The organism is Spirosoma migulaei (assembly GCF_054776855.1).
The window spans coordinates 1-21,975 of the sequence record NZ_BAAHBG010000001.1 but is presented as its reverse complement, the minus strand read 5'-3'; the positions used below and the strand labels follow the sequence as shown (position 1 = coordinate 21,975).

Below are 21,975 nucleotides of genomic sequence, written 5' to 3'. Positions count from 1 at the left end.
AGTTCGTAACTCATGAAATCAATAAAAACAGTTAAGCACTATACAATCCGGGCCTTGGCCATCCTGCCTATTTCGGCGGTGTTGTTGACTGCCTGCCATAAGGATATTCTGGAGGCCGTACCCGTTACCAGTATTTCCAACGAATCGGCCTACAGTACGCCGGCCAAGATTCTGGCTCAGGTAAATGGCATCTATTCTCAATTCAGTGCGGCGTCGTTTTACGGGGGCCGGTTCCAGGTCTTTAACGAACAGCGGGGTGATGAATTCAGCCAGAATGACGGCAACAACTCCACCGGTGCCAACGTCTGGAACCAGTCCATTTCGGCCTCGGGCGACTTTGTCAATGCGGTCTGGAGTGCGGGGTATACCACCATCAATTCGTCAAATCTATTGATCGACAATCTGGCCGCATCAACCGTTATTCCTGATTCAGTTCGGAAGGGGTATATAGCCGAAGCGAAGTTTTTGAGGGCCTTCAGCTATCTAAGTCTGGTACAAACCTATGCGAAACCTTACGCCCAAAGCAGCACCAGCCCGGCCCTCCCCCTTCGACTGAAAGCCGAAACGTCCAGCAGCAACAACGACCTGGCCTTTAGTTCGGTAGCGGATGTATACACGCAGATCATCAAGGACTTAAACGAAGCCGAAACGGATCTTCCGGTTTCGTACTCAAGCGCGTTACTGAATGCTTCACGAGCCCACAAAGCTTCAGCAATTGCATTGAAAACCCGTGTCTATCTATCGAAAGGTGATTATGCCAGCGTCGTTACCGAAGCCGCTAAACTCGTCTCGGCTGCGGCCCCGTTTCAGTACGTTTCGGGTAGCCTGACCCACAAGCTTGAGGCCAATGTAGCCACCGTATTTGCCGGGTCGTATGTGGGTAATGAAGCCGTGTTTACAATTCCGTTTATTAACCCGGCCGAAGCCCCCGCCCTGCAAAGTGCGGTGGCAGCAAACTACCTGACACCCGTTGTCTACCTGAATTCGGCGGGAATTGCGGCAGACCCGGTTTTCGCATCCGCCACCTCGGTTGATGCCCGGAAAGGATTGATTAGCACGAATGCAACCGGACAGAAACTGGTGAAGAAGTTCCCAAAAAACTCCGCTCCCTACACAGATTATATCCCGGTGATCCGCTATGCCGAGGTGTTGCTTAACTACGCCGAAGCCGCTGCGCAGACCGGCGATTTAACGAAAGCAACAGCCTTATTGAAAGCCGTTCGAAACCGATCCGATGCTACGTACACTTTTACAAGCGGCATCGACACGAAAGAAAATCTGGTAACTACCATCCTGAACGAACGGCGCATTGAACTCCTAGGCGAAGGTTTCCGAACCCCTGATCTGCTCCGACGTGTCCAAGCCCTACCCGCCAAAACCGGAACCGCCGGTACCGCCCCTGAAGTCCTACCCACCGCCAGCAATTACGTATGGGCTATCCCTAGTAACGAACTGGCGTATAATGGCTTATCGCCGAAATAAACTGTAGCGTGGGCTGCCCGTGCGGCCCATGTCACTAACTACATCCCAACTCAATGAAAAAGACATTCCACTTACTTGCCATAGCCGCTCTACCCCTACTGGCATTGGCCAAAGGCCCTGGCGATACCGTAAAGCCAGCCAAAGAAACGGCGGATAAGGTTTACATCAATGGCAAGATTATTACCGTTGATGCGAAGAACTCGACGGCCCAGGCCGTGGCCGTAAAAGCGGGCAAAATCCTGGCCGTTGGCTCGGTCAGTGACATCAACAAGTTGAAAGATGGCAAAACGATTGTCGTAGACCTGGGTGGCAAAACGGTTATTCCCGGCCTGATTGATGGTCATAGCCACTTCATGAGCCTCGAATGGACCAAAACAGCTAACGTAGCCGCTCCCCCCGTTGGACCAGTAAAAACCATAGCCGATCTGGTTGCGGAACTGAAAAAATACAAGGCCGAGAAAAGTATCCCCGATGGCGAATGGATTAACGGCTTTGGCTACGATGTGGACCAACTGGCCGAAAAACGCCACCCGACTAAAGACGATCTGGACGGTGCATTTCCCAACAACCCGGTTGTAATTACACACGTTTCCGGACATATGGCCGTGGCCAATTCAGCCGCGCTGAAATCGGCAGGAATCGACAGCGCCACCAAAGATCCTGCCGGGGGTATAATTGTCCGGAAAGATGGCTCCAACGAACCGGCCGGTTTACTTCAGGAGCGGGCGCAAGGGCTTGTCCGGCGCAACCGCCCGAGCAAAACGCCTACGCTGGACGAACAGCTCAAAACGCTCAAAGATCAGCAGTTGTACTATGCCAGTCAGGGCATCACGACCGCTCAGGACGGCAGCACCAGTTTTGAATCCCTGCAATTGCTCAAACAAGCCGCCGACCGGGGCGAGTTACTCATCGACATTGAAACCTTACCGTCGTATGGCATTATCGACAAAGTGCTGGGCAACCCGGAGTTCAAATACGGAGTATTGGACAAGCATCTGAAACTGAATGGCTTTAAGTTCATGTCGGATGGCTCGCCACAAGGCAAAACGGCTTATTTCGGTCAGCCGTATTTAACTAAGGTACCGGGATGTGATAGTGAAGTTTGTCGGGGATTTCCAGTTACCACGCAGGAGCAATTCAACGCAGCGGTAAAAAAGGGGTTCGAAAACAACATTCAGGTATTTGTCCACTGCAACGGCGACGCGGCCATCGACATGTACATCGAGGCTGTTGAAAACGCCAATCGGGAGTTAAAAACGACCAGTACCAACCGACGGCCCGTCGTGATTCACTCACAATTTGTGCGCCCCGATCAGTTGGATAAGTACAAGCAGTTAGGCATGTTACCAGCCTGTTTCACCAACCACACCTTCTTTTGGGGCGATGTACACGTGCAAAACCTGGGCGAGAAACGGGCTTTCTTTTCGAGCCCCCTGAAAACGGCACTCAAAAAAGGCATCATTGCTACCAACCACACCGATTTCCCAGTAACACCTGTAAATCAGCTATTTCTACTGTGGACAGCCGTCAATCGGCAATCCCGTTCAGGCAAAACCATTGGCCCCGACGAACGACTAACGCCCATTGAAGGCTTGCGAACCATTACGATCAATGGTGCTTATGAATATTTCGAAGAAGCCACAAAAGGCTCTATCGAACCCGGCAAGCTGGCCGATCTGGTTGTCCTTTCCGACAATCCACTGACCATCGATCCGCAAGCCATTAAAGACCTGATTGTGCTCGAAACCATCAAGGAAGGCAAGACCATCTACAAGCGTTAGGACAACCAGTACAGGACCATCCTGCCTACCAATCCGTTAATCTGCACATACGAATGACTTTATCCAAAATAGAACCGGTATCTGTCCGAACCCCACAACGCGTTGCTGAAATTTCGTGGTTCGATGACATTATTGGGGGCGATACCGAATACCTGGGCGTACTGGACAACAGCCGCCGGAGTAATTTTGAGCACTGCAAGGATATTGCGCTGGAAGCCGAAAAACTAGGGTTCAGCTCAATCTTATTCCCAACGGCCTATACCGTCGGACAGGACCCGCTGACGTTTGCAGCAGGGATTGCCACCCTCACCCAGAAAATCAACTTACTGGTGGCTATACGCACCGGCGAATTTCATCCACCTATGCTGGCCAGGGCGCTGGCGTCGCTCGACCATATGCTCGGAGGGCGGCTAATTTTAAATATCATTAATTCCGATTTGCCCGGCTTCCGCGAAGAACCGGGTCTGCGGTACGAACGCTGCATCGAAACCATCGAAATTCTGAAACAGGCCTGGACGCAGGATCGCATCAATTACAAAGGCAAATACTACCAGGTCAATTTACCAACCGACCCAGTAAAACCCTACCAGCAGAATGGCGGCCCACTGCTCTATTTTGGGGGTACATCCAGTGGATCGCGCGACGTTTGCGCCCAATACTGCGATGTCTTTCTGAACTGGCCCGAATCGGAAGAAAGCATGTATGAAACCCTCAAGGATATGAGCGCCCGGGCCGCCAGCTATGGACGAAAAATTGATTTTGGCCTCCGTATCCACGTGATCGTTCGCGAAACGGAAGCCGAAGCCCGCGCCTACGCCAAGCGCCTGATGTCGAAGTTCGATGATCAACGGGGGCTGGAAATCCGGGCTCGGGGGGAAGATTCACGCTCATTGGGTGTACTTCGGCAAGACCAGCTCCGCGAAAACGCCGATGAAGACGGGTACGTTGAAGACATCCTCTGGACACACATCGGTAAGGTATTTTCCGGCTGTGGGGGCGGGCTGGTTGGGAGTGCGGACCAGGTGGTGGCCAAGCTGAATCGGTATATGGACATGGGGTTTCGGTCGTTCGTGTTTTCCGGGTTTCCACTGATCGAAGAAGCCAACTACTTCGCCAAGCTGGTATTACCGCGCCTGCCCAATGTATCAATGCCCCGCTTACAAGGCCGAATCCCAGCCGAAGAACCCGTTACCCCGTTAACCACCGCCGTGCTCGTTTAACTATACACCATGACTAAAGGAAAGGAACCCGTTGAGATGAAGCGGGAAATTGGCCTGATCGACGCGACCCTGCTGGCAGCGGGCGGCATGATTGGCTCCGGCATTTTCATCGTCAGTGCCGATGTGACGCGCACTGTTGGCTCCGCCGGGTGGCTCATCGTTGTCTGGCTCATTGGCGGGTTCATGACCCTGATTGCGGCTGTCAGTTATGGTGAACTCAGCGGCATGTATCCCAAAGCAGGTGGGCAATATGTGTACCTCAAAGAAGCCTTCAACCCGCTGGTAGCCTTCCTTTACGGCTGGAGTTTATTTGCGGTTATTCAAACTGGAACGATTGCCGCCGTGGGCGTTTCCTTTTTTAAGTTCCTGGCGTATTTCATTCCCGAAGTGAGTGAAGACATTGCTTTGTTTTCCATCGGGAGCTTTCACATTTCCCCGGCTCAGCTACTGGCCATTGGCATTATTTTCCTCCTCACCTACATCAACACCAAGGGAGTTAAAGGCGGCAAAATAATTCAGACTGTTTTCACGGCAACCAAAGTATTGAGCCTGATCGGATTGATTGTTTTTGGCCTGATCTATTTGAAACCGGAAGTTTGGGCAACCAACTGGGCCAATGCCTGGCACCTGCAACCACTCAGCCGCGATGGGTCGTTTGGTAATTACATCGGCCTACCGGCACTGGGGGGAGCCATTGCGGCTGCACTTACGGGCACTGTTGTTAGTTACGACGCCTGGAACAACGTGACGTTTGTAGCCAGCGAAATCAAAAATCCACGCCGGAATATTGGGCTGAGTTTGTTACTGGGCACGTTGCTCGTCACGCTGCTCTACGTATCGCTCAACGTCATGTTCACCGCTGTGCTGCCGTTGGCGGATGTTGCCGGGGCCGAAAAAGATCGCGTGGGCATCACGGCGGCTCAGGCCATATTCGGGAACGCGGGTACCGCCGTCATCGCCATTACCATCTTAATTGCCACGTTCGGTTGTAATAACGGCCTGATTCTATCCGGAGCACGCGTCTATTACAGCATGGCCAAAGACGGATTGTTTTTCAGAAAAACGGCGCACCTCAACAAACACGCCGTACCCGAATTTGCCTTGTGGATCCAGGCGGTGGTCGCTTCACTGCTCTGTTTGAGTGGGCGCTATGGCGATTTGCTGGATATGATTTCGTTTGTTGTCGTGCTGTTTTATATCCTGACCATTTGGGGTATTTTTATCCTTCGGAAAAAGCAGCCAACGATCGCGCGTTCGTACAAAGCGTTTGGGTATCCCGTTTTGCCAGCATTGTACATCGTGATGGGTGTTGCATTTTGCAGTCTGCTTATCATTTACAAACCCACATACACCTGGCCAGGGCTACTGATCGCCCTGATTGGCGTGCCAATCTATTACTGGTTAGTGAAACACAACACCGTACTGACCGATGAAGAAATACATGTATAGCCTTCGGATGCTGAGTGGTGCGCTCTTACTCATAGCCCTGGATGGCTGTTTTCAGGCAAATGGAAAAGAACGTTCCAGTCTACCGGTCTCGACAACTGCGTTGATTAGCCAAGCCGATACCCTTCCCTGGCCTGCCAGCTTTGGGCTGGGACGTCCGGCCACGCAGGCAGAGATTGCCCGGGTAGACATCGACGTTCGGCCGGATGGAAAAGGATTACCACCCGGAGAAGGAAAAGCCGCTATTGGAAAAGTAATTTTTGCGGCCAAATGTGCGGCCTGCCATGGCGCTGGGGGCATAGGAGGCCCAAACGGTTCGCTGGTGAGTACGAACGATCCTACCCGAAAGCGACCCGAAAAAACTATTGGTAATTACTGGCCCTACGCAACTACCGTCTTCGATTATATCCGGCGGGCCATGCCGTTCAGTCAGCCTGGTTCCCTCACCAATGACGAGGTCTATAACCTGACGGCGTATTTGCTGAACGCTAACGGCATCATCGATGAAAAAACCGTCATTAATGCACAGACCCTGCCGAAGGTAGTTATGCCCGCACACAACCTATTCGTTCCCGACGACCGGACAGGAGGCCCAACCATCAAGTAAGATGAAGAAGAAAATCAGTCAAATCGACCAGCTTACGGGTAAAATTTCGCGTCGCACGATGCTCGGCGGGGCGGCAACGGCGGCTGTGGCCATCGTTCAGACGGCATCGGGCAAAACGATTCAGGCAGGTGTTTCGGTAGCTGAATTACTACCCGATGATCCAACAAAGCAAGTCGGTACGCTGGCGGGTGAAGTGGGGACCCGGTCGGCATTTGAAAAACTCGTCAAGAAACCGTCCGACATTTCGTCGCGCTCGCCCTTACAGGATTTTTACGGCATCATTACCCCATCCGACCTTCATTTTGAACGCCATCACGCGGGGGTTCCGGTCATTGACCCGGCCAAACACGAACTGCTGATCCATGGAATGGTTGATAAACCACTCATTTTCAACGTTGCCGACCTAAAACGATTCCCATCTGTTTCGCGGATTGCGTTTCTGGAGTGTTCGGGTAATTTCCGAACGGGCAAAGAAACCATGTCGCCACAGGATGTTTGCGGTCTGACCAGTCAAAGTGAGTGGACAGGCGTTAAACTCTCGACCCTGTTTCGGGAAGTGGGCGTTAAACCCAACGCCAGCTGGTTTCTGGCCGAAGGATCCGATGCAGCCGTTATGACCCGCAGTATCCCGGTCAAAAAAGGCTGGGACGATGCCATTATTGCCTACGCCCAGAATGGCGAGGCCCTCCGGCCCGAGCAGGGTTATCCCGTTCGGTTGTTTCTGCCGGGTTGGGAAGGGAATACATCGGTAAAATGGCTTCGCCGGATCGAACTCTCCGACCAACCCTACATGACCCGCGAGGAAACCTCCAAATACACGGAACCCATCAAAGCCGGAAAATACCGCCAATTCAGCTTCGACATCGACGCCCGCTCGATCATTACGTTTCCATCCTATCCTAAAAAAGTGGAGAAGGGCTATATCGAAATTCGGGGTATTGCCTGGAGTGGTCGGGGAAGAGTTGTTCGGGTGGAGGTGAGTACAGATGCGGGTAAAACCTGGAGTCCGGCAACCCTTCAGGACCCCGTTTTAGACAAAGCACACACGGCCTTCCGGTACCTATGGCAGTGGAACGGTTCGGAAACGGAAATTTTGAGTCGCGTAACCGACGAAACGGGCTACACTCAACCGACACTCAAGCAGTTGGTTGACGCCAGGGGAAGCGAAGTGGGTTATCATTTCAATCCCATTACAGCCTGGCAAATCAAGGCCGATGGCCGGGTGTTGTTCAAACCTGAATAGCATTTACGCTTATGTGAGTGACTTATCGTCTACGTATAATTTGGTCTAATATCATCTTTTCGTTGACAGGATAAACAGGTTTGATTTTGTCGATAACAATCCTGTTTATCCTGTCAACGAAAAAAGTCACGAGCCTTATCGAAAGAGCCAATACGCAATCCCCAGGGTTACAAAATCAGTGAACGGCTGGTAGGTACCAGCGGATGGCATTTAATACGCTTGTCTGGCAAATCTATCCTTCCTGAAACTGAGCAGACTATTAGGCAGTTCTGGGAAACAAACGCACATAGAAGGTATATACATAGCAACCCGCACAGAAGCCAACGATAGACTCTAAAGCAGCAAACAGGACAAGTGTCGCAGTAGGCACAAGGGTGGATATATCCGCCAGGTGAAGACCTAAAATAAGTAAGCTGAAGGCCAGTCCGATTCGGGCAGCGAACCGTTTAGGAGCCTGATCGGTACCTTTGTAGGGCAGATGCAGCGTCTTTACCAGCCCTTCGGCCAGAGTACCGAATGGACTATATTTACCCAGATCGAAACTCCGCAGCCCAAAGTCCAGCACCAGTCCTAACGGTATTATAAGCCAGTCACTCAGTAAATACGCGAGCCCACTGGCTAACACGAATCCAGCTACCAAACGGACTTTCGTTTCATTAATTTGTATCCCGTCAACGGGACACTCAAGGTTCGTATTCATAATCGTTTCTATTACTAATCTGCCAAAGGGAAGCACAAATCACACTTATTGCGGCAGTGCGCTCAACACATCTTCCTGCTGAGTAAATCCCTCAAAGTTTTCGTCCAGGAAATGGTATTGAATTCGGCGAAACCGGTCGATGACGTATACCGCAGGTACGTATACGTCTTCCGAAATGCCTGATACGCGATCCCAGATGGGGTCTGTTTCCGAGTAAACCCCGAACCGTCGGGCTACTGAGTTATCGGCATCGTACGCCAACAACATGGTCGACAGATCTGTCTGCTGTACCAGATACTTCGGATTCTGATTGGTAAATACCACCATTTGACCGCCTTTTGCCCGAACCTCGGTAGCCAGTTTTGTTAAGGAAGCCAAAAACGGGCGGGCGTAACCACCCCAGCAAGGGCAATAAAAACTAATTACAATTGGCCCCCGGGTTAGCATCTCAGGTAAGCTTACCGTCTGATGGGCGGCATCAACCGTTAGAAGGGATGCTTGCCAATAGTCAGCCGTATCAACCAATGAGAAAAAGGGAACAGATTCTCCGATTAGTAAAGGACGCACCCGCTCCACAGGCTGGCGATCTTTTACAACGACTGCCCGAACATCGCCCAATTCATTAACCATTTCCAGTGTCATCGCGTGTATTGTTTATGTTTTTAATACTGTTAATCTATATATTAAATAGATTTATTTAGAAAACAAAGAAGCCAGTTGCGAAACTGACTTAAGTTACCCGACTTCAACTAGGCGCTGAAATCGTATTGGCAACAAAGGTGATACGCAAATTTTACTTCTGCAAGAAAAATATAAAAAAATGATTATCAACCAGTTAATCAATAGTCTATCGGCTTTAGGGGTTTTCCTAGTAAATCAGTTGGCTAACTAGGAAAACCCCTGATTGTGTAGGCTGCTTTATAGCCTTTATTTACTTTTTTAGATAGGTATCCAGCCAGTCAAAAATAGCCTGCCGATTAACATCGCTATCGAACATAGTACCGTAATGGGGAGCGCCTGGCACGATGATGAGCCTGTTTTTAACCTTTGCCAGCGTCAGCCAGGAACTCAGCAAAACAGACTGCGCGGCTGGCACCGACTCGTCTTTCTCGCCCTGAATAATCAGAAACGGGGGATCTTTCGTATCAATATAGGTGACGGGGCTGGCAATTCTCGCCAGGTCTGGCCGACGTAAGGGAGATGCCCCTAACAGGCGACTTTCAGAAGTAGCCACAGCCGTATCCGAAAGCGGAGCATCCCGTCGAATCATCGCCAGCAAATCGGCCGGGCCATAGAAATCAACGACGGTTTTGATCTGGAACGACGGCTTTTTCCGATTGGCGTAAAAGGCAGGTATGAAATTATTGGCCGATAAAGCGAGTAATGACGCCAGGTGACCGCCCGCGGAGAAACCCATTAACGCAATTCGATTTCGGTCATACCCATAGGTAGCCGCCTGCTGGTATAGAAACTCAAGTGCCTGATTACAGTCCTGTAGTTGAGCCGGAAAAGGTGCCGTTGTACTGTACCGATAGTCGATAGAAGCAAAAGCGTAGCCTTTTTCCAGAATGGATCGAACGGTGTTTTTCATGTAACTCATGTCGGCGTACTTGTCGTTAAGCATCCAGGCGCCCCCGTGTACCCAAACAACCAAAGGTGGATTGGCACCCGATTTGGCGGGTAGATAGATATCCAGTAAATGCCTCTTTAGGGTATCGCCTGCATAGGGTACGTTCGCCACAAAGCGGGTATCTGCCGGGAAAATCGATTTAACAGGATTGGTTGTCTGGGCCAGACTCGCTGTAGCAGTCATGACCATCAGCAAACAGGATAAAGCAAGCCACTTCAATTGCCGGTTCAGCATAGGAGATAAGGAGAATTTTAGGATTGGATAACGAGTTCAGAAAGATACGTGTCTGTTGGGGAATCGCATCATTCAGAGACTAGCAGAACTATTTTTTCGCCTATACGTTGGGTTGTTCACGCATTGGATCCCTCGTTCCAAGGCCGTCTTTATTCAGTTCATCCCGTGGAACTACCAGTTCAAACAATCTGGTGCTGGATGCAGACAGGTAAACACCCAATTTTGGTGCCGTAAACAACTAAAACTACGTGCATCATGAACGTCCTCTTTTCCTTCGTTACGCTTTCTCTTGTTTCTCAAAGTCTGTTGGCTCAGCCCAAACCGGCCGCACGCAAGCCAATCCCTGCTAAGCGCCCGGTTACTACACAATCAGCTACTACCCCGGTTAAGAAACCAGTTGCCACAACGACACTCTCCGCAGCTCAGCCAGCTAAAGCGGCTCCTGTTGAACAGGAACAGCCGCGGCCGGAACAACCAACTACTACATACATAGCGCCTAAACCGCAGGCTGCACCCGCCAATCGCCCGGCAGTTCAAAACACCCCAACTACCACCAGTCAATCTCATTTTAGGATTGGTTTCCGGCTCGGGGGCAACTCATCAACGATCGGCGGAACTGATATTTCGGCCTTGGGAGAGGGCGTTAAACTGGCCCGGGTAACCGGTTTTCACGGCGGAGTTATCGTCAATATCGGTGGCCCCAACTTTTCGGTACAACCCGAAATTCTCTATACCCAATATGGAGTTCGCGTGGCGGCTGGCGCTGATTATTTCCAGCTCAAATACAACCTCGTTGAAGTGCCGATATTGCTAAAAGCTAGCTTTGGTCAACCAAACCTTCGGTTCTTTATCAATGCGGGTCCGGTTGCAGGCTATACCACAAGTGGAACCATATCCGTTCAGGAGTCGGGTCAATCCCAGTCTCAGGCACTAGACGTGACCTCCTCTGGCCGACTGTCATTTGGCGCATCGGGCGGAGCTGGTGTTGCGTTGAAAGCCGGTCCGGGATCGGTTCAACTGGAAGCCCGTTACTCATACTTGTTCTCCAGCAATGAGGATGGCGTAGCGCTGAATCCGCAAAATGCGATGCTATCCGTAGGTTACCTCATTCCGCTGGGTGGGAAATAAAGTAGTGTAGGGGCGTTGGCGATACAGGAACCCCTGGCGATATAGTTTCTACCCCAAAAGCCACTATTCCACAGACGGACTAACCAACAGGCTGTTTCGGCGCTTATACCCGCCCCTTTTGGCTATTCTTTGCTGCCAAACGCTTTTCTATAATGATCGGTATAGATCAGAACGGTATCTCCTTACCTACTGTCTCAATGCCATTTTTAGCACATTCCGCTTGCATTTGGCCTCTATCAGCTCCCTGAGTCCTTTTCTGGAAAAGTCCAGGCAAACGCCTTCCGTTTAGAACATGGAAAGCGCTATTGTATCAATTGACTGGTCCTTGTAAGAACGGTTCACACGGCTATTTATGCATTCCAGACAATCCTTACTACGTTCCAAACCAATCAATACCGGCTCAGGCCATTCTGAACGCTACTTTTAAGCGACAAACAACAAATAAACTACTAATGGAAACTATTCTCTTACCCGACTTTACTATCAAGCGATCCGTTTCGGTGGCCTCCATCGAGTATATCGAAGCAATGGGAAATTATTCGCTGGTTCACGTAAGGAATCAGAAGCCTATGCTAGTGGCCATTACACTTAAACGCCTGTCGGAACGCCTGCCTGCCTTTCTTCGCATTCATAAAGGAATTTTGGTGAACCCTGACTACATCGTGGCTTATCATACCCGCTATCTGGACACGCCTTATGTACAGCTCTCAAAAAACCGCCAGTTGCCTATTTCCCGTCGGCAGATCAAACAATTAAGGCCTTATCTGGCAGCTTTTCCCGTAATCTCACCGAACCGACGTTCACCTGTTTGTGCATGAGCGTACGAGCAGAGAGTGCCTACACCGGGCAGCCGATCGGCAGGTTAACCGTAAAGGTCGTTCCCTTTCCTTCCTGGCTCTTTACAGTCAACTGACCGCCATGACGTTCAACGAATTGCCGGGCAATAACCAGGCCCAGGCCGGTACCCTGTATGCCTGCCGTGTTACTGGCCCGGAAGAAAGCCTGAAACAACGAGGCCTGATCACGAGCCGGGATGCCCATTCCTGTATCGATCACCTGTAATACCAGACTGTCGGGCTTAAACTGAATGCACAGAACCGGAGGTGTATTTGTGGAAAACTTAAAGGCATTCGACAGCAGGTTGATTAGCACATGGCTGATCAGTGTGGCATCCAGATCAACCCGACAGGGCACGCCCTCGATGGTAAGCTGAACATTCCGCCGATCAGAGCGACCACTAAAATGCGTATCAATCAGGATCTCGCAAAGGCTAACGATATCTTCTGACTGAGGAGCATAGGCTACTTTCCCGGCTTCGATCTGACCAATGGTCAGTACATCGGTCAGTAACGTCGTGAACTGGTCAACCTGTTTTTCGATCACACCCAGGTGTTTTTGAATGGCTGGTCGGCCATTGGCAGCAGGGGTATCCAGATACAGTTTGATTAACTCGACACTGGACTGAATCGTTGCCAGTGGGGTGCGGAATTCGTGGGAGGCTGTGGAGACAAACTGTGACTTAAGCTGGTTTAATTCCTGCTCACGTAGCAGGGATTGCTGGAGAACGAGCTCCTTATCTTTCTGGCTGGTCACGTCATTGGCGATACCAATGTGTCGAACAACCTTCCCCGCTTCGTCCCGGATAATAAAGGTGCGAATTAATAGCCAACGCAGCGGCTTGTTTTTCAGTTGCAGTCGATAATACAGTTCCCCGTCTATTCCGGCCTTGTACTGGTCAATAAAGGCCAGAACTGCGGGTCGGTCTTCCGGCAGAACAGTCTCCATAAACGACAATGGGTCTTCGTGTGATCGCTGAAAGGTAGTCCCCCAGACCCGTTCAAAGGCAGGGTTTACATAGAGTAATTGAAATGGGTTGGCCGAGTGAATCCAGAATACCTCATCAACATTTTCGGCAATTTCCCGAAATCGTTGTTCGCTCTCCTGGAGCTGCTGCTGGGCCTCCTGTTGCTCTACTTTAGCCTGGAGCAACTGTACATGAAACGCTTGCTCCTGTAGTTCCTGTCGTTGCTGGAGTACCTCACTGGTTCGTGCCTGGACCTGATGTTGTAAGACCATTTTTTGTGTCTGTATCCGATTGACACGTAACCAATATACCCAGTACAGACCTCCCACCACGAACAAGGCGACCAACACCCGAAACCAGTTCGTTTGCCAAAACGGGGGAATAATATGTAAGTTGACAAACGTACCAGTCTCATTCCAGACTCCGTCGTTATTGGCCGCTTTGACCCGGAATACATAGTCGCCCGGGTCCAGGTTGGTATAGGTGGCTGTTCGTTGAGTACCCGCCTGAATCCAATCCGAATCGAAGCCCTCAAGTTTATAGGCATACTGATTCTTAGACGAAACGGTGTAACTCAAGGCGGCAAATCCAAATGAAAGAACCGATTGGTGATAGGAGAGCGTAATGTCGTGGGTTTCACTAATTGGCTTCTTCAGTACGGACTCCGCATCCTGCATATGTACCGACTGGTTAAACAGTTGAAAGTCGGTAATATAGACTGGAGGAATGAACGAATTATACCGTAAACTGTCGGGATAAAAGCTATTAAGTCCGCTTAAGCCGCCAAAAAAAAGCTGCCCAGTCCGGCTTTTGTAACAGGCCATCCGGTTAAAAGAACTTTCCTGCAACCCATCACTCGCGTCAAAATTACGAATGGTGTGTGTCTTCGGATTAAAGGCACTCAGGCCTTTGTTGGTGCTCAGCCACAGAATTCCATGTTGATCCTCCAGGATACCCTGAATCACTTCGTTGGCCAGGCCGTCTCGCAGATGGTACGTTCTGAACGTTTGGGTATGGGCATCATATTGGTTTAATCCAGCATTGGTACCCAGCCAGAGTTGCCCTGTACTGCTTTCAAAGAGGATATTTACCTGGTTGCTGCTGAGGCTTCTGGGAATTGGGTCCTTATGCAGATACTGGGTAAACTTATTTTTGTCGGGGTGGAATACATTAACCCCTCCCCCATCGGTACCCAGCCAGATGTTTCCCAGCCTGTCTTCCCACAAGCTAGTAATGGTTGGATAGTTCAGTTTACCGGCCTGTCCTGCGTTTGGCTGGTATCGGGTTATTGCACCCGTGTTCTGATCATATCGAATAAGCCCTTCCTCAAAAGTACCCAGCCACATAATTCCGTTCCGGGCCTCCAGAATCGCACTAATACTAAGGGGACTAAGCTTACCTTTCGATTCAAAGGTGCCTTTGCTTCGATTAAACAGCGTTAGCCCTCCTTTATAATTACCCGTCCAGATACGCTTTTTCCGATCTTCATAAATTGTTAGCACAAAATTACTCCCAATGGTAGCAGCATAACGGCTTGTATCCTGGTAGGCCATAAAAACGGACTTACTTTTTTTGAGCACATTAATGCCTCCTCCATCGGTACCCAGCCACAAATCGCCCCGGTCATCCTCTCGAACTGCCAGTATATTGTTATTCGTCAGCTTGTTCGTATTGATTCGTGTGCGTTGATAGAGCTTAAATTTCAGGGGAGCGGCATCCAGTTTATTAACTCCTCCCGAATACGTGCCCACCCACATTGTACCCATTCGATCCCGGTATATGGAATAGATCGAGCCACTGTTGAGACCCTGATTGTTATCGACCTGATACGTATAATAGGAAAATGTACCATCAGGGTGTAACAGGTTAATTCCACCGTTTTGGGTTCCAATCCACAGAGTATGGTCGTTGTCTTCGGCCAGAGCCTTCACATCATTATGGCTCAGCTGAGCTGGCAAACCCGTTGTCTGTTGAAAGCGCTTAAAAATTCCATTGGCTCGATCGAACTGGTTTAAGCCCCCTTCTGTAGCCACCCAGAACCGCCCCTGCGAATCTTCAAAACAGGAGGTCACCCGATTTTGACTTAACGAGTGCGGATCAGCCGAATTATGTATGTAGTGGGTAAAGGATTTCGTTTTCGGGTCCAGTCGATTTAAGCCGCCACCCAGGGTACCGGCCCAAACTATACCAGCACGATCGATCAGTATAGAGCTTACCTCATTATGACTCAGGCTAGCGGCATTTGAATTCTGATGGCTAAAGTGCGTAAAGGTTTTGTGTTGAGGATCAAACCGATCAAGCCCACCCCCAGCGGTACCCACCCATAGATCTCCTCCAGCATCCTGAGCGATGGCCATAACTTTATTATGAGAAAGGCTATTGGGGTGCCCAAGTAAGTGTTTGTAACTGGTAAAGGTTTCGGTATCGGGATCAAACAAATTAAGGCCACCATCATCAGTGCCAATCCACAATTGTCCCTGCTTATCCTCGAACAGGCTGTGTACATAACTATGACTCAGGCTAGTGGATTTTAAAGGGTCGTTTCGATAGAGCGTATAACTATAGCCATCATATTTATTAAGTCCATCCCGTGTACCAAACCACATAAACCCTTTTCTATCCTGCAAAATGCAGGTTACGTTATTTTGGGAAAGGCCCTGATTCGTGGTCAGGTACGTAAATCGGGCCTGTTGCTGCTGGGATTGAGCAGGCAGCGTGATCCAGAACCCAGCTAGCAGGAAGCAAAAGAAACGAAAGGGCATTATGGTTAAGGTAGTTGTAGCGTACGGCGGAAGGTATTTTATTTTATAAATTTAATAACATATAATATACTCTTTGCAATTAAAGTATCTTTATATAAATGAATATTGGTGTAGGAAATAGGGCTGAGTAAAGGGTTCCTGCCCAATTTAGTCAGCTGATCGACTGTATTTATTCGAATAAATACAGTCGATCAGCTAGCTCCTTCACGCTTATACCGGCAACACAGATAAAACGTATTTTACCCGATGCTATACTCGTTGAGGTATTCGGCCGGGGTTATAAACTCCGATGAACTAACCAGCAGGTACAGTACTTATCCGAAATTCTGTCGGAACGCTTCGGGTGTATAGCCAGCGTGTTTCCTGAAGAACCGGATGAAATAGGAAACGTCTTCGTAGCCCAGCTGGTCGGCAATATCTTTTATTTGATCAGGCGTTGCCAGCAGGTACCGTTTCGCTTCCAGAATAATCCGTTCATTGATTAATTCAGAGATAATTTTGCCCAGGGTTGTTTTGGTGATTTCGTTCAACTGATAGAGCGATAGATTCATAAAACTGGCGTATTGAGAAGCGAGCTTATGGGTAGTTATGTGCGTTTCCATCAACGCTAGAAATTCCTCCAGGCGCTCCTGCGTATACTGATTAATTACTATTGGCGGTCCATTCGGATTCGGGCTTTGCCGGATAAATTCGATAAAAAATATCTCCAGATTTGCCTTAATGACATCTTGATAGCCCTCCTCTTTATTTGTGTATTCCAGGAACATGGATGTTAACGTAGCCTTTATTTTTTCAAACCGGCTGGTCTCCAGTTTACAATAGTTTTTACTGCTGGCTTTCCGTACTCGCTGGATGGAAAGCTTCGTAGTTGGGCTGTAAAACTCGGCGTTATATTCGACTAAGAATCCAGTGCTACCCACTTTCAGGTTAAGCTGGTGTACCTGCCCAGGGCGCAAAAAGAAAATAGAATTACTACGAATCGTATAGGGTGTAAAATCTATTTCATGAACTCCATCTCCAGTTTGCAACGCAAGAATAAAAAAGAAATCATGTCGGTGCAGATCATGGATTAAATCATGTTCACCCACTATATCCTGAACCTGGCGAATCGTAAACCGTTCGGCTGTTTGTACGTCGGGATACGCTGAATTAATTTGCCTGATGGGTATTTTCTTCATGGTATGGTCGCCTTAATCAACACCTGCCTTTGTCAATAGTAGTGATAAAAGAGAGAAGACTGCTGTTACGTTAAAAATACAGCCGGTACAACAGGTTGGGAACCAATCCCCGTTGGGTCGTATGCCCTACGGAACCAGGCTGACCTGGGTCGTAATATTCGGTTATCTTGCCCTGATTGTTGGTGAGATTATCCATGTTCAGGAATAATTCATGCGTGGTTCGGGCCTTGTTCCATTTGTAGCTCACCGAGAGCACTATTTTGGACAGGTCACTTAAGGACGTTTCGTACGCTTTGCCATAATCCCAGAACTTATTCCTGGCCGGATCAACCGCTAAATTCCCGGCAGCATCTCGTAATAGCGGAATAATCGGTTTAGCGCCACTGAAAAACACTTTCGCATTTATCCCCAGAACCTGATTCTTCTTCTTGCCCAGCTTAACAAACTCTTTCCCAGCTAATAGATTGACCAGATAATGACCATTATAAGGCGTGTTGCGCTCTTTGCCTTCTAGCGTTTGGTAGGTAGAACTATATAAGGAGCCGTTGACTAAATAATAGAAGTTATGGCTAAAGTAGCGTTCCAGAGTCAACTCAATGCCATAATTCCGCCCGGTTCCTTTGTTGACTAAAGCAACATAATTAAAATCAGGACCTTCATTAATGGTCGCAAACGTACTCGTCGCACTGTTTTCGACTGGCAACTGGTAAAGGGACTGGTAATACACTTCTGCTTTAGCCACCAATGCCTGTGTGAAACGCTTTTCGTAGCCCAGCACAACATGGTGGGCTTTGAGCAAACCCAGGTTTTTGTTTGGCTCGCTAAGTTGGCCATCTGCCGATTCAACCTGGGCAAAATAGTTATGGGCACTTTCCATCGTGCTGTGTTTGCCATAACCAGCCTGTAACGAACTGGTCGGACTAAGCTGCCAGTTCAGGGAAAATCTTGGTTCAAGGGTACTTTTATGGTTCAGCAGCACATTCATGTTATGGATACCCGTCACCATAGTAATCGCGTCAGTGAAGCGGTGTTTCCAACTGATGTAATTCCGGATCGTACCCACCTTTTCCTGGAAATTGAGCAAATACACTCGGGTTGCCGCATCGCCCTGTAATTGGCTTTGCTTGTAATCATACCCGGCAAGCGAATACTGCGCACCGATCTGGATAGTATTCCGGGCATTTAGTTTAGTGTGGTAGGTAAGGCCACCCCGATAGGTCGATTTGAGTAAGTGGCTTTGAAAATTAGGGTGAGTCGTTAACACCGAATCTCTCAGGTAGGCCCCGCTACCGTCATATTGTTTTTCGATGCTGGATTCAAAAACCTTATCGTTGATACCTTCCTGCGAATACGACAACGTAGTATGGAGATAGCTTTTGGCACCAAGCGGCAAGGTATGGGTCAACCCCAGGTTCAGTAAGCTAGACCCCTTTTCCATATCTTCCCGAATACCGGCCAGCATGGAGCGATCACCGGGTGTTTCCGCAATTTCGGGGGTTACTTCTTTCAGGAACGCGCTGCTGGAACCACCCAATCCGAACAGAGAAAAGGCCCCGGCTTTTTTGGTGGGCAACAAAACCTTAAACGCGGCATCCTGAAACTTAGGCGATCCCTTTACGCCCGTTAAACCCAACTCTGTTAGCAACGAAATGGTGGAGTAGCGGTAATTCACCAGATAGGAACCCCCATAGCCTTTTTTGAAGGGGCCTTCAACGGTTAAATCCGTACCCAGAATACCCACGCCCAACACCGCTTCCGTTTTTTCGTTATTCCCGGCTCTCAATTTCACATCATATACACCGGATAACACATCGCCGTATTCGGGGGCAAACGCACCTGTGTAAAAATCGGAAGTGGCCAGAATGTTATTATTCAGCGTGCTCAGCCCACCGCCGATAGCGCCCTGGTCGGCAAAATGGTTCGGGTTGGTGATTTGGATGCCTTCCAGCCGCCATTGTACATATTTGGGCGAATTACCCCGTACAATAATGTCGTTGTTTCCATTCGGGTTGTTGGCTACACCCGCAAAATTGGACACAATCAGGGAAGGGTCGTTAAACCCGCCCGCATACCGATTCGTTTCTTCGGGAGAAATGGACCGGGCACTGATCAGGGCCATTTCGTTCTGCGCCTGGCCTTTTTCCAGACTGGCCTTCACCACAACTTCGGCCAGTTTCAGAGTTGATTCCTGCATGGTCAGGTTAAGCACCACTTCTTTGCCGGAGTTGACCACAATATCCGGGATGATTTTGGGTTCGTAGCCTAGATAGGATAATTGCAGGCTGATACGTCCGGTAGGGATGTTGCTTAATTTGAACTGTCCATTCTGATCGGTTGTGATACCAACGAGGGGTTTAGACCCTACAATGAGTAAAGTTGCCCCAATCAGCGGGAGCTGGCTATCCGAATCAGTGATGGTACCTCGCACGGTTTGAGACAAGGCCTGCGCCTGGCCCAACATCGGGCTAAACAAAAGAAAAAAGAGGAAGACGAGTAGTAATAAGATGTATTTCATGGGATTGGGGATTTTGAATTTGTTTGGGGGATTTTCTTAGGTAAAAAGAGTATAGACATCGAGGCAACTAGCTGGGCCATCGACTAGCCAGCTTCCAGCGTATTGACCGAAATGAGCTTCAGATTTAAGTTCAGGATGAGATTCAGGATACCGTGCAAATGCGCGTCGTCTTTTATGACCACCTGCAGAATGGTCTGATTATCCTGATACCGGATGGTCATTCCGTCAAAGCAGTCTTCCCATTTTGGGTCGAGGTGTTCCTGTATTTTCAATTCGGTTAAGCCCTTCATAGTGATCGTTAATTGGATTCAAAAGTAGGGGTGCCCCAAAACGAAAAAACCACCCGCGCGGGTGGTTTCAGAGGGTGAATTTTAAGGAATAAAGCCATAGCTTTAGCCAATGCAAGTACTTAGTAGCAATCCGCACGTGCCGGTTTATTCGTTGGAGCCGGACGAGGTAACTGGCAGCAACCAGTTTAGAGTGTATAATTTTGAAGGCAGTTTACCCACCGAGTCCGATCTGCTTATACCGCACCGAAAGAACCATTACCTGGTTGTGTTTATCAGGCGAGCGGGTAGCCGTCATTGGATTGACATGACACCTTATGTCATTAAAGACAACACGATTTACTTTTCGGGACCCAATCAGATCATCGTAAAGGAAGGATATGAACAGTTATGGAGCACCGGAATTGCGTTTACGGAGGAGTTCCTGGCCTTGCAGGAAAATGCGTCAATAAGTAAGCTGCCGCTGATTCAAAATCCGCATAACGGCCATGCATTACAGCTTACGGAGGCTGATATTGATTTTGTAGAGGATATGCTGACCCGGATCAATACTGAGAATCAGCATCCTAGCGACTGGCAGCAACGCATGCTGAGTGCTTACCTGACTGTACTGCTTACGTATCTGAGCCGGTTATATACAGAGCAATTTACGGGTAACGATACCTCAGTCGATACGCTATTACTAAAGAAGTTTCAGGCGAAAATCAACGAATGTTTCCGCGAATTGCATGAAGTGAGTGATTATGCGTCAATGCTTCATATTTCTGCCGGGCATTTGAGCGAGGTCGTGAAAACACAAAGTGGCAAACCAGCCATCAAACATATCCATGAGCGACTGGTGCTGGAAGCCCGGCGGTTGCTTTTTCATACGCCCCATTCGCTGAAGGAAATTGCCTTTGATCTCGGTTTTTCGGAGGCCTCTTATTTCAACCGATTCTTCAAACGCGAAACCGGCGTCACCCCTGCCGACTATCGGACTACGATCCGTAAAATGTACCAGTAATGCCGAAAAATGTGTTCCAGCCGAGCGTAGATTACGCGGTAGCTTTGCACCGTTAACAACTAACAGGATGAAAACAGTACTGATAACAGGCGCAAACAAAAGCATTGGCTTTGAAACAGCCAGACAATTACTACAGCAAGGGTATTATGTATACCTGGGCAGTCGGGATATACAAAAAGGCCAGCAGGCCGTTAGCCAGCTACAGGCCGAGGGGTTAACGCAGGTAGAGCCTATAGCGATCGATGTAGATGACATTGAATCGATAAAGGCGGCCCGCGACGTACTTGGGCAAAAAACTAACGTGCTGGACGTATTGATCAATAATGCGGGTATCGCCGGTGGGTTTCCGCAGACTTCATTAGAAACGAATTTCAGCGTATTTAAGCAGGTATTCGAAACCAACTTTTTTGGCGTCATTGAAGTAACACAGGCGTTCATAGACCTGCTGAAGCAATCGCCCGAACCCAGAATCGTTAACGTTACTTCAGGTCTGGGTTCGCTCACGTTGCATAACGATCCTTCCTGGAAGTATTACCAGGTAAAGGGTGCCGTATATGTTTCGTCTAAAGCGGCCCTCAATGCCTATACCATTGTGCTGGCTTACGACTTACGCGATACAGCCTTTAAGGTAAATGCCGTTGACCCAGGCTATACCGCCACCGATTTTAACCATCACAGCGGCCCCGGAACCGTGCCCGATGCCGCGGCCAGGGTGGTAAAAGCAGCTACGTTAGGGTCAGATGGCCCGACTGGTCAATTCTTTAGTGACGACAATTCGCCTGAAACAGGGATTAGCCCCTGGTAAACGTGCACCTGGTAACGATACCGAGGATACTTTATCCTCGGTATTTTTGAAGACAGATCTACATGTAACCTCAAATAGGGCTCTTTAAGGCAGGTTAAACGCATTAAAATAGTGGCATTTTGTCCTAGTTCAGATCTTTGTGACATGAAC

At 49.2% G+C, this 21,975-nt stretch carries 17 protein-coding genes; 10 read left to right on the top strand and 7 right to left on the bottom strand.

Annotated features, from left to right (window positions below):
- Nucleotides 1-12: 12 nt before the first annotated feature.
- The 6 genes from ACYVGO_RS00085 to soxC are packed head-to-tail and all read left to right on the top strand — an operon-like array spanning nt 13 to nt 7,779.
- Entirely contained in the window at nt 13-1,482 is a 1,470-nt protein-coding gene (locus tag ACYVGO_RS00085) for a RagB/SusD family nutrient uptake outer membrane protein (RefSeq protein ID WP_460966572.1), read from the top strand.
- Between the two features lie 53 nt (nt 1,483-1,535).
- A complete protein-coding gene (locus ACYVGO_RS00080; protein WP_460966570.1) occupies nt 1,536-3,263 on the top strand; it encodes an amidohydrolase in 1,728 nt (575 codons plus the stop codon).
- A gap of 53 nt (nt 3,264-3,316) precedes the next feature.
- Entirely contained in the window at nt 3,317-4,483 is a 1,167-nt protein-coding gene (locus ACYVGO_RS00075) for an LLM class flavin-dependent oxidoreductase (protein WP_460966568.1), read from the top strand.
- Between the two features lie 9 nt (nt 4,484-4,492).
- A complete protein-coding gene (locus ACYVGO_RS00070; protein ID WP_460966566.1) occupies nt 4,493-5,932 on the top strand; it encodes an APC family permease in 1,440 nt (479 codons plus the stop codon).
- Nucleotides 5,913-6,536 (top strand): c-type cytochrome, encoded by a 624-nt coding sequence (locus tag ACYVGO_RS00065; RefSeq protein ID WP_460966564.1) that lies wholly within the window; start codon nt 5,913-5,915, stop codon nt 6,534-6,536. The genes ACYVGO_RS00070 and ACYVGO_RS00065 overlap by 20 nt, the downstream gene beginning before the upstream one ends.
- A gap of 1 nt (nt 6,537) precedes the next feature.
- Nucleotides 6,538-7,779, top strand: coding sequence for a sulfite dehydrogenase (gene soxC, locus ACYVGO_RS00060; RefSeq protein ID WP_460966562.1), 1,242 nt, complete (start codon nt 6,538-6,540; stop codon nt 7,777-7,779).
- 259 nt (nt 7,780-8,038) lie between these two features.
- Here the strand turns inward: soxC and ACYVGO_RS00055 are convergent, their stop codons facing one another.
- The 3 genes from ACYVGO_RS00055 to ACYVGO_RS00045 all read right to left on the bottom strand — a co-directional run bounded on the left by ACYVGO_RS00055 (nt 8,039) and on the right by ACYVGO_RS00045 (nt 10,343).
- Complete coding sequence (locus ACYVGO_RS00055) at nt 8,039-8,479, bottom strand: DUF4395 domain-containing protein (RefSeq protein ID WP_460966560.1); 441 nt, start codon at nt 8,477-8,479, stop codon at nt 8,039-8,041.
- 45 nt (nt 8,480-8,524) lie between these two features.
- On the bottom strand, nt 8,525-9,121 hold the full coding sequence (locus ACYVGO_RS00050; protein WP_460966558.1) for a redoxin domain-containing protein: 597 nt from the start codon (nt 9,119-9,121) through the stop codon (nt 8,525-8,527).
- 289 nt (nt 9,122-9,410) lie between these two features.
- Nucleotides 9,411-10,343 carry an alpha/beta fold hydrolase gene (locus tag ACYVGO_RS00045; protein WP_460966557.1) on the bottom strand — a complete coding sequence of 311 codons (933 nt, stop codon included), beginning with the start codon at nt 10,341-10,343 and terminating at the stop codon, nt 9,411-9,413.
- A 255-nt stretch (nt 10,344-10,598) separates the two neighbouring features.
- Here ACYVGO_RS00045 and ACYVGO_RS00040 point away from each other — a divergent pair, with 255 nt between their 5' ends.
- Complete coding sequence (locus ACYVGO_RS00040; protein ID WP_460966555.1) at nt 10,599-11,471, top strand: porin family protein; 873 nt, start codon at nt 10,599-10,601, stop codon at nt 11,469-11,471.
- Nucleotides 11,472-11,923: 452 nt separating this feature from the next.
- Entirely contained in the window at nt 11,924-12,289 is a 366-nt protein-coding gene (locus ACYVGO_RS00035) for a LytR/AlgR family response regulator transcription factor (RefSeq protein ID WP_460966554.1), read from the top strand.
- A 19-nt stretch (nt 12,290-12,308) separates the two neighbouring features.
- Here the strand turns inward: ACYVGO_RS00035 and ACYVGO_RS00030 are convergent, their stop codons facing one another.
- The 4 genes from ACYVGO_RS00030 to ACYVGO_RS00015 form a co-directional block, all read right to left on the bottom strand.
- Complete coding sequence (locus ACYVGO_RS00030) at nt 12,309-16,037, bottom strand: sensor histidine kinase (protein ID WP_460966552.1); 3,729 nt, start codon at nt 16,035-16,037, stop codon at nt 12,309-12,311.
- 314 nt (nt 16,038-16,351) lie between these two features.
- Nucleotides 16,352-17,215, bottom strand: a complete 864-nt coding sequence (locus ACYVGO_RS00025) for a helix-turn-helix domain-containing protein (RefSeq protein WP_460966550.1) — start codon at nt 17,213-17,215, stop codon at nt 16,352-16,354.
- A 70-nt stretch (nt 17,216-17,285) separates the two neighbouring features.
- Nucleotides 17,286-19,730 (bottom strand): TonB-dependent receptor, encoded by a 2,445-nt coding sequence (locus ACYVGO_RS00020; protein WP_460966548.1) that lies wholly within the window; start codon nt 19,728-19,730, stop codon nt 17,286-17,288.
- An 83-nt stretch (nt 19,731-19,813) separates the two neighbouring features.
- On the bottom strand, nt 19,814-20,020 hold the full coding sequence (locus ACYVGO_RS00015; protein WP_142774119.1) for a hypothetical protein: 207 nt from the start codon (nt 20,018-20,020) through the stop codon (nt 19,814-19,816).
- 109 nt (nt 20,021-20,129) lie between these two features.
- Between ACYVGO_RS00015 and ACYVGO_RS00010 the strand changes: the two genes are divergently transcribed.
- Nucleotides 20,130-21,020 carry a helix-turn-helix transcriptional regulator gene (locus ACYVGO_RS00010; protein ID WP_460966546.1) on the top strand — a complete coding sequence of 297 codons (891 nt, stop codon included), beginning with the start codon at nt 20,130-20,132 and terminating at the stop codon, nt 21,018-21,020.
- A 67-nt stretch (nt 21,021-21,087) separates the two neighbouring features.
- The gene (locus ACYVGO_RS00005) at nt 21,088-21,825 is read left to right on the top strand and encodes an SDR family oxidoreductase (RefSeq protein ID WP_460966545.1); all 738 of its coding nucleotides are present in this window, start codon (nt 21,088-21,090) and stop codon (nt 21,823-21,825) included.
- Nucleotides 21,826-21,975 lie beyond the last annotated feature (150 nt).

Excerpts from the sequence above, each read along its gene's own strand:
- ACYVGO_RS00085 (WP_460966572.1), top strand. The coding sequence starts at position 13 with ATGAAATCAATAAAAACAGTTAAGCACTATACAATCCGGGCCTTGGCC.
- ACYVGO_RS00080 (WP_460966570.1), top strand. The coding sequence starts at position 1,536 with ATGAAAAAGACATTCCACTTACTTGCCATAGCCGCTCTACCCCTACTG.
- ACYVGO_RS00075 (WP_460966568.1), top strand. The coding sequence starts at position 3,317 with ATGACTTTATCCAAAATAGAACCGGTATCTGTCCGAACCCCACAACGC.
- ACYVGO_RS00070 (WP_460966566.1), top strand. The coding sequence starts at position 4,493 with ATGACTAAAGGAAAGGAACCCGTTGAGATGAAGCGGGAAATTGGCCTG.
- ACYVGO_RS00065 (WP_460966564.1), top strand. The coding sequence starts at position 5,913 with ATGAAGAAATACATGTATAGCCTTCGGATGCTGAGTGGTGCGCTCTTA.
- soxC (WP_460966562.1), top strand. The coding sequence starts at position 6,538 with ATGAAGAAGAAAATCAGTCAAATCGACCAGCTTACGGGTAAAATTTCG.
- ACYVGO_RS00055 (WP_460966560.1), bottom strand. The coding sequence starts at position 8,479 with ATGAATACGAACCTTGAGTGTCCCGTTGACGGGATACAAATTAATGAA.
- ACYVGO_RS00050 (WP_460966558.1), bottom strand. The coding sequence starts at position 9,121 with ATGACACTGGAAATGGTTAATGAATTGGGCGATGTTCGGGCAGTCGTT.
- ACYVGO_RS00045 (WP_460966557.1), bottom strand. The coding sequence starts at position 10,343 with ATGCTGAACCGGCAATTGAAGTGGCTTGCTTTATCCTGTTTGCTGATG.
- ACYVGO_RS00040 (WP_460966555.1), top strand. The coding sequence starts at position 10,599 with ATGAACGTCCTCTTTTCCTTCGTTACGCTTTCTCTTGTTTCTCAAAGT.
- ACYVGO_RS00035 (WP_460966554.1), top strand. The coding sequence starts at position 11,924 with ATGGAAACTATTCTCTTACCCGACTTTACTATCAAGCGATCCGTTTCG.
- ACYVGO_RS00030 (WP_460966552.1), bottom strand. The coding sequence starts at position 16,037 with ATGCCCTTTCGTTTCTTTTGCTTCCTGCTAGCTGGGTTCTGGATCACG.
- ACYVGO_RS00025 (WP_460966550.1), bottom strand. The coding sequence starts at position 17,215 with ATGAAGAAAATACCCATCAGGCAAATTAATTCAGCGTATCCCGACGTA.
- ACYVGO_RS00020 (WP_460966548.1), bottom strand. The coding sequence starts at position 19,730 with ATGAAATACATCTTATTACTACTCGTCTTCCTCTTTTTTCTTTTGTTT.
- ACYVGO_RS00015 (WP_142774119.1), bottom strand. The coding sequence starts at position 20,020 with ATGAAGGGCTTAACCGAATTGAAAATACAGGAACACCTCGACCCAAAA.
- ACYVGO_RS00010 (WP_460966546.1), top strand. The coding sequence starts at position 20,130 with ATGCAAGTACTTAGTAGCAATCCGCACGTGCCGGTTTATTCGTTGGAG.
- ACYVGO_RS00005 (WP_460966545.1), top strand. The coding sequence starts at position 21,088 with ATGAAAACAGTACTGATAACAGGCGCAAACAAAAGCATTGGCTTTGAA.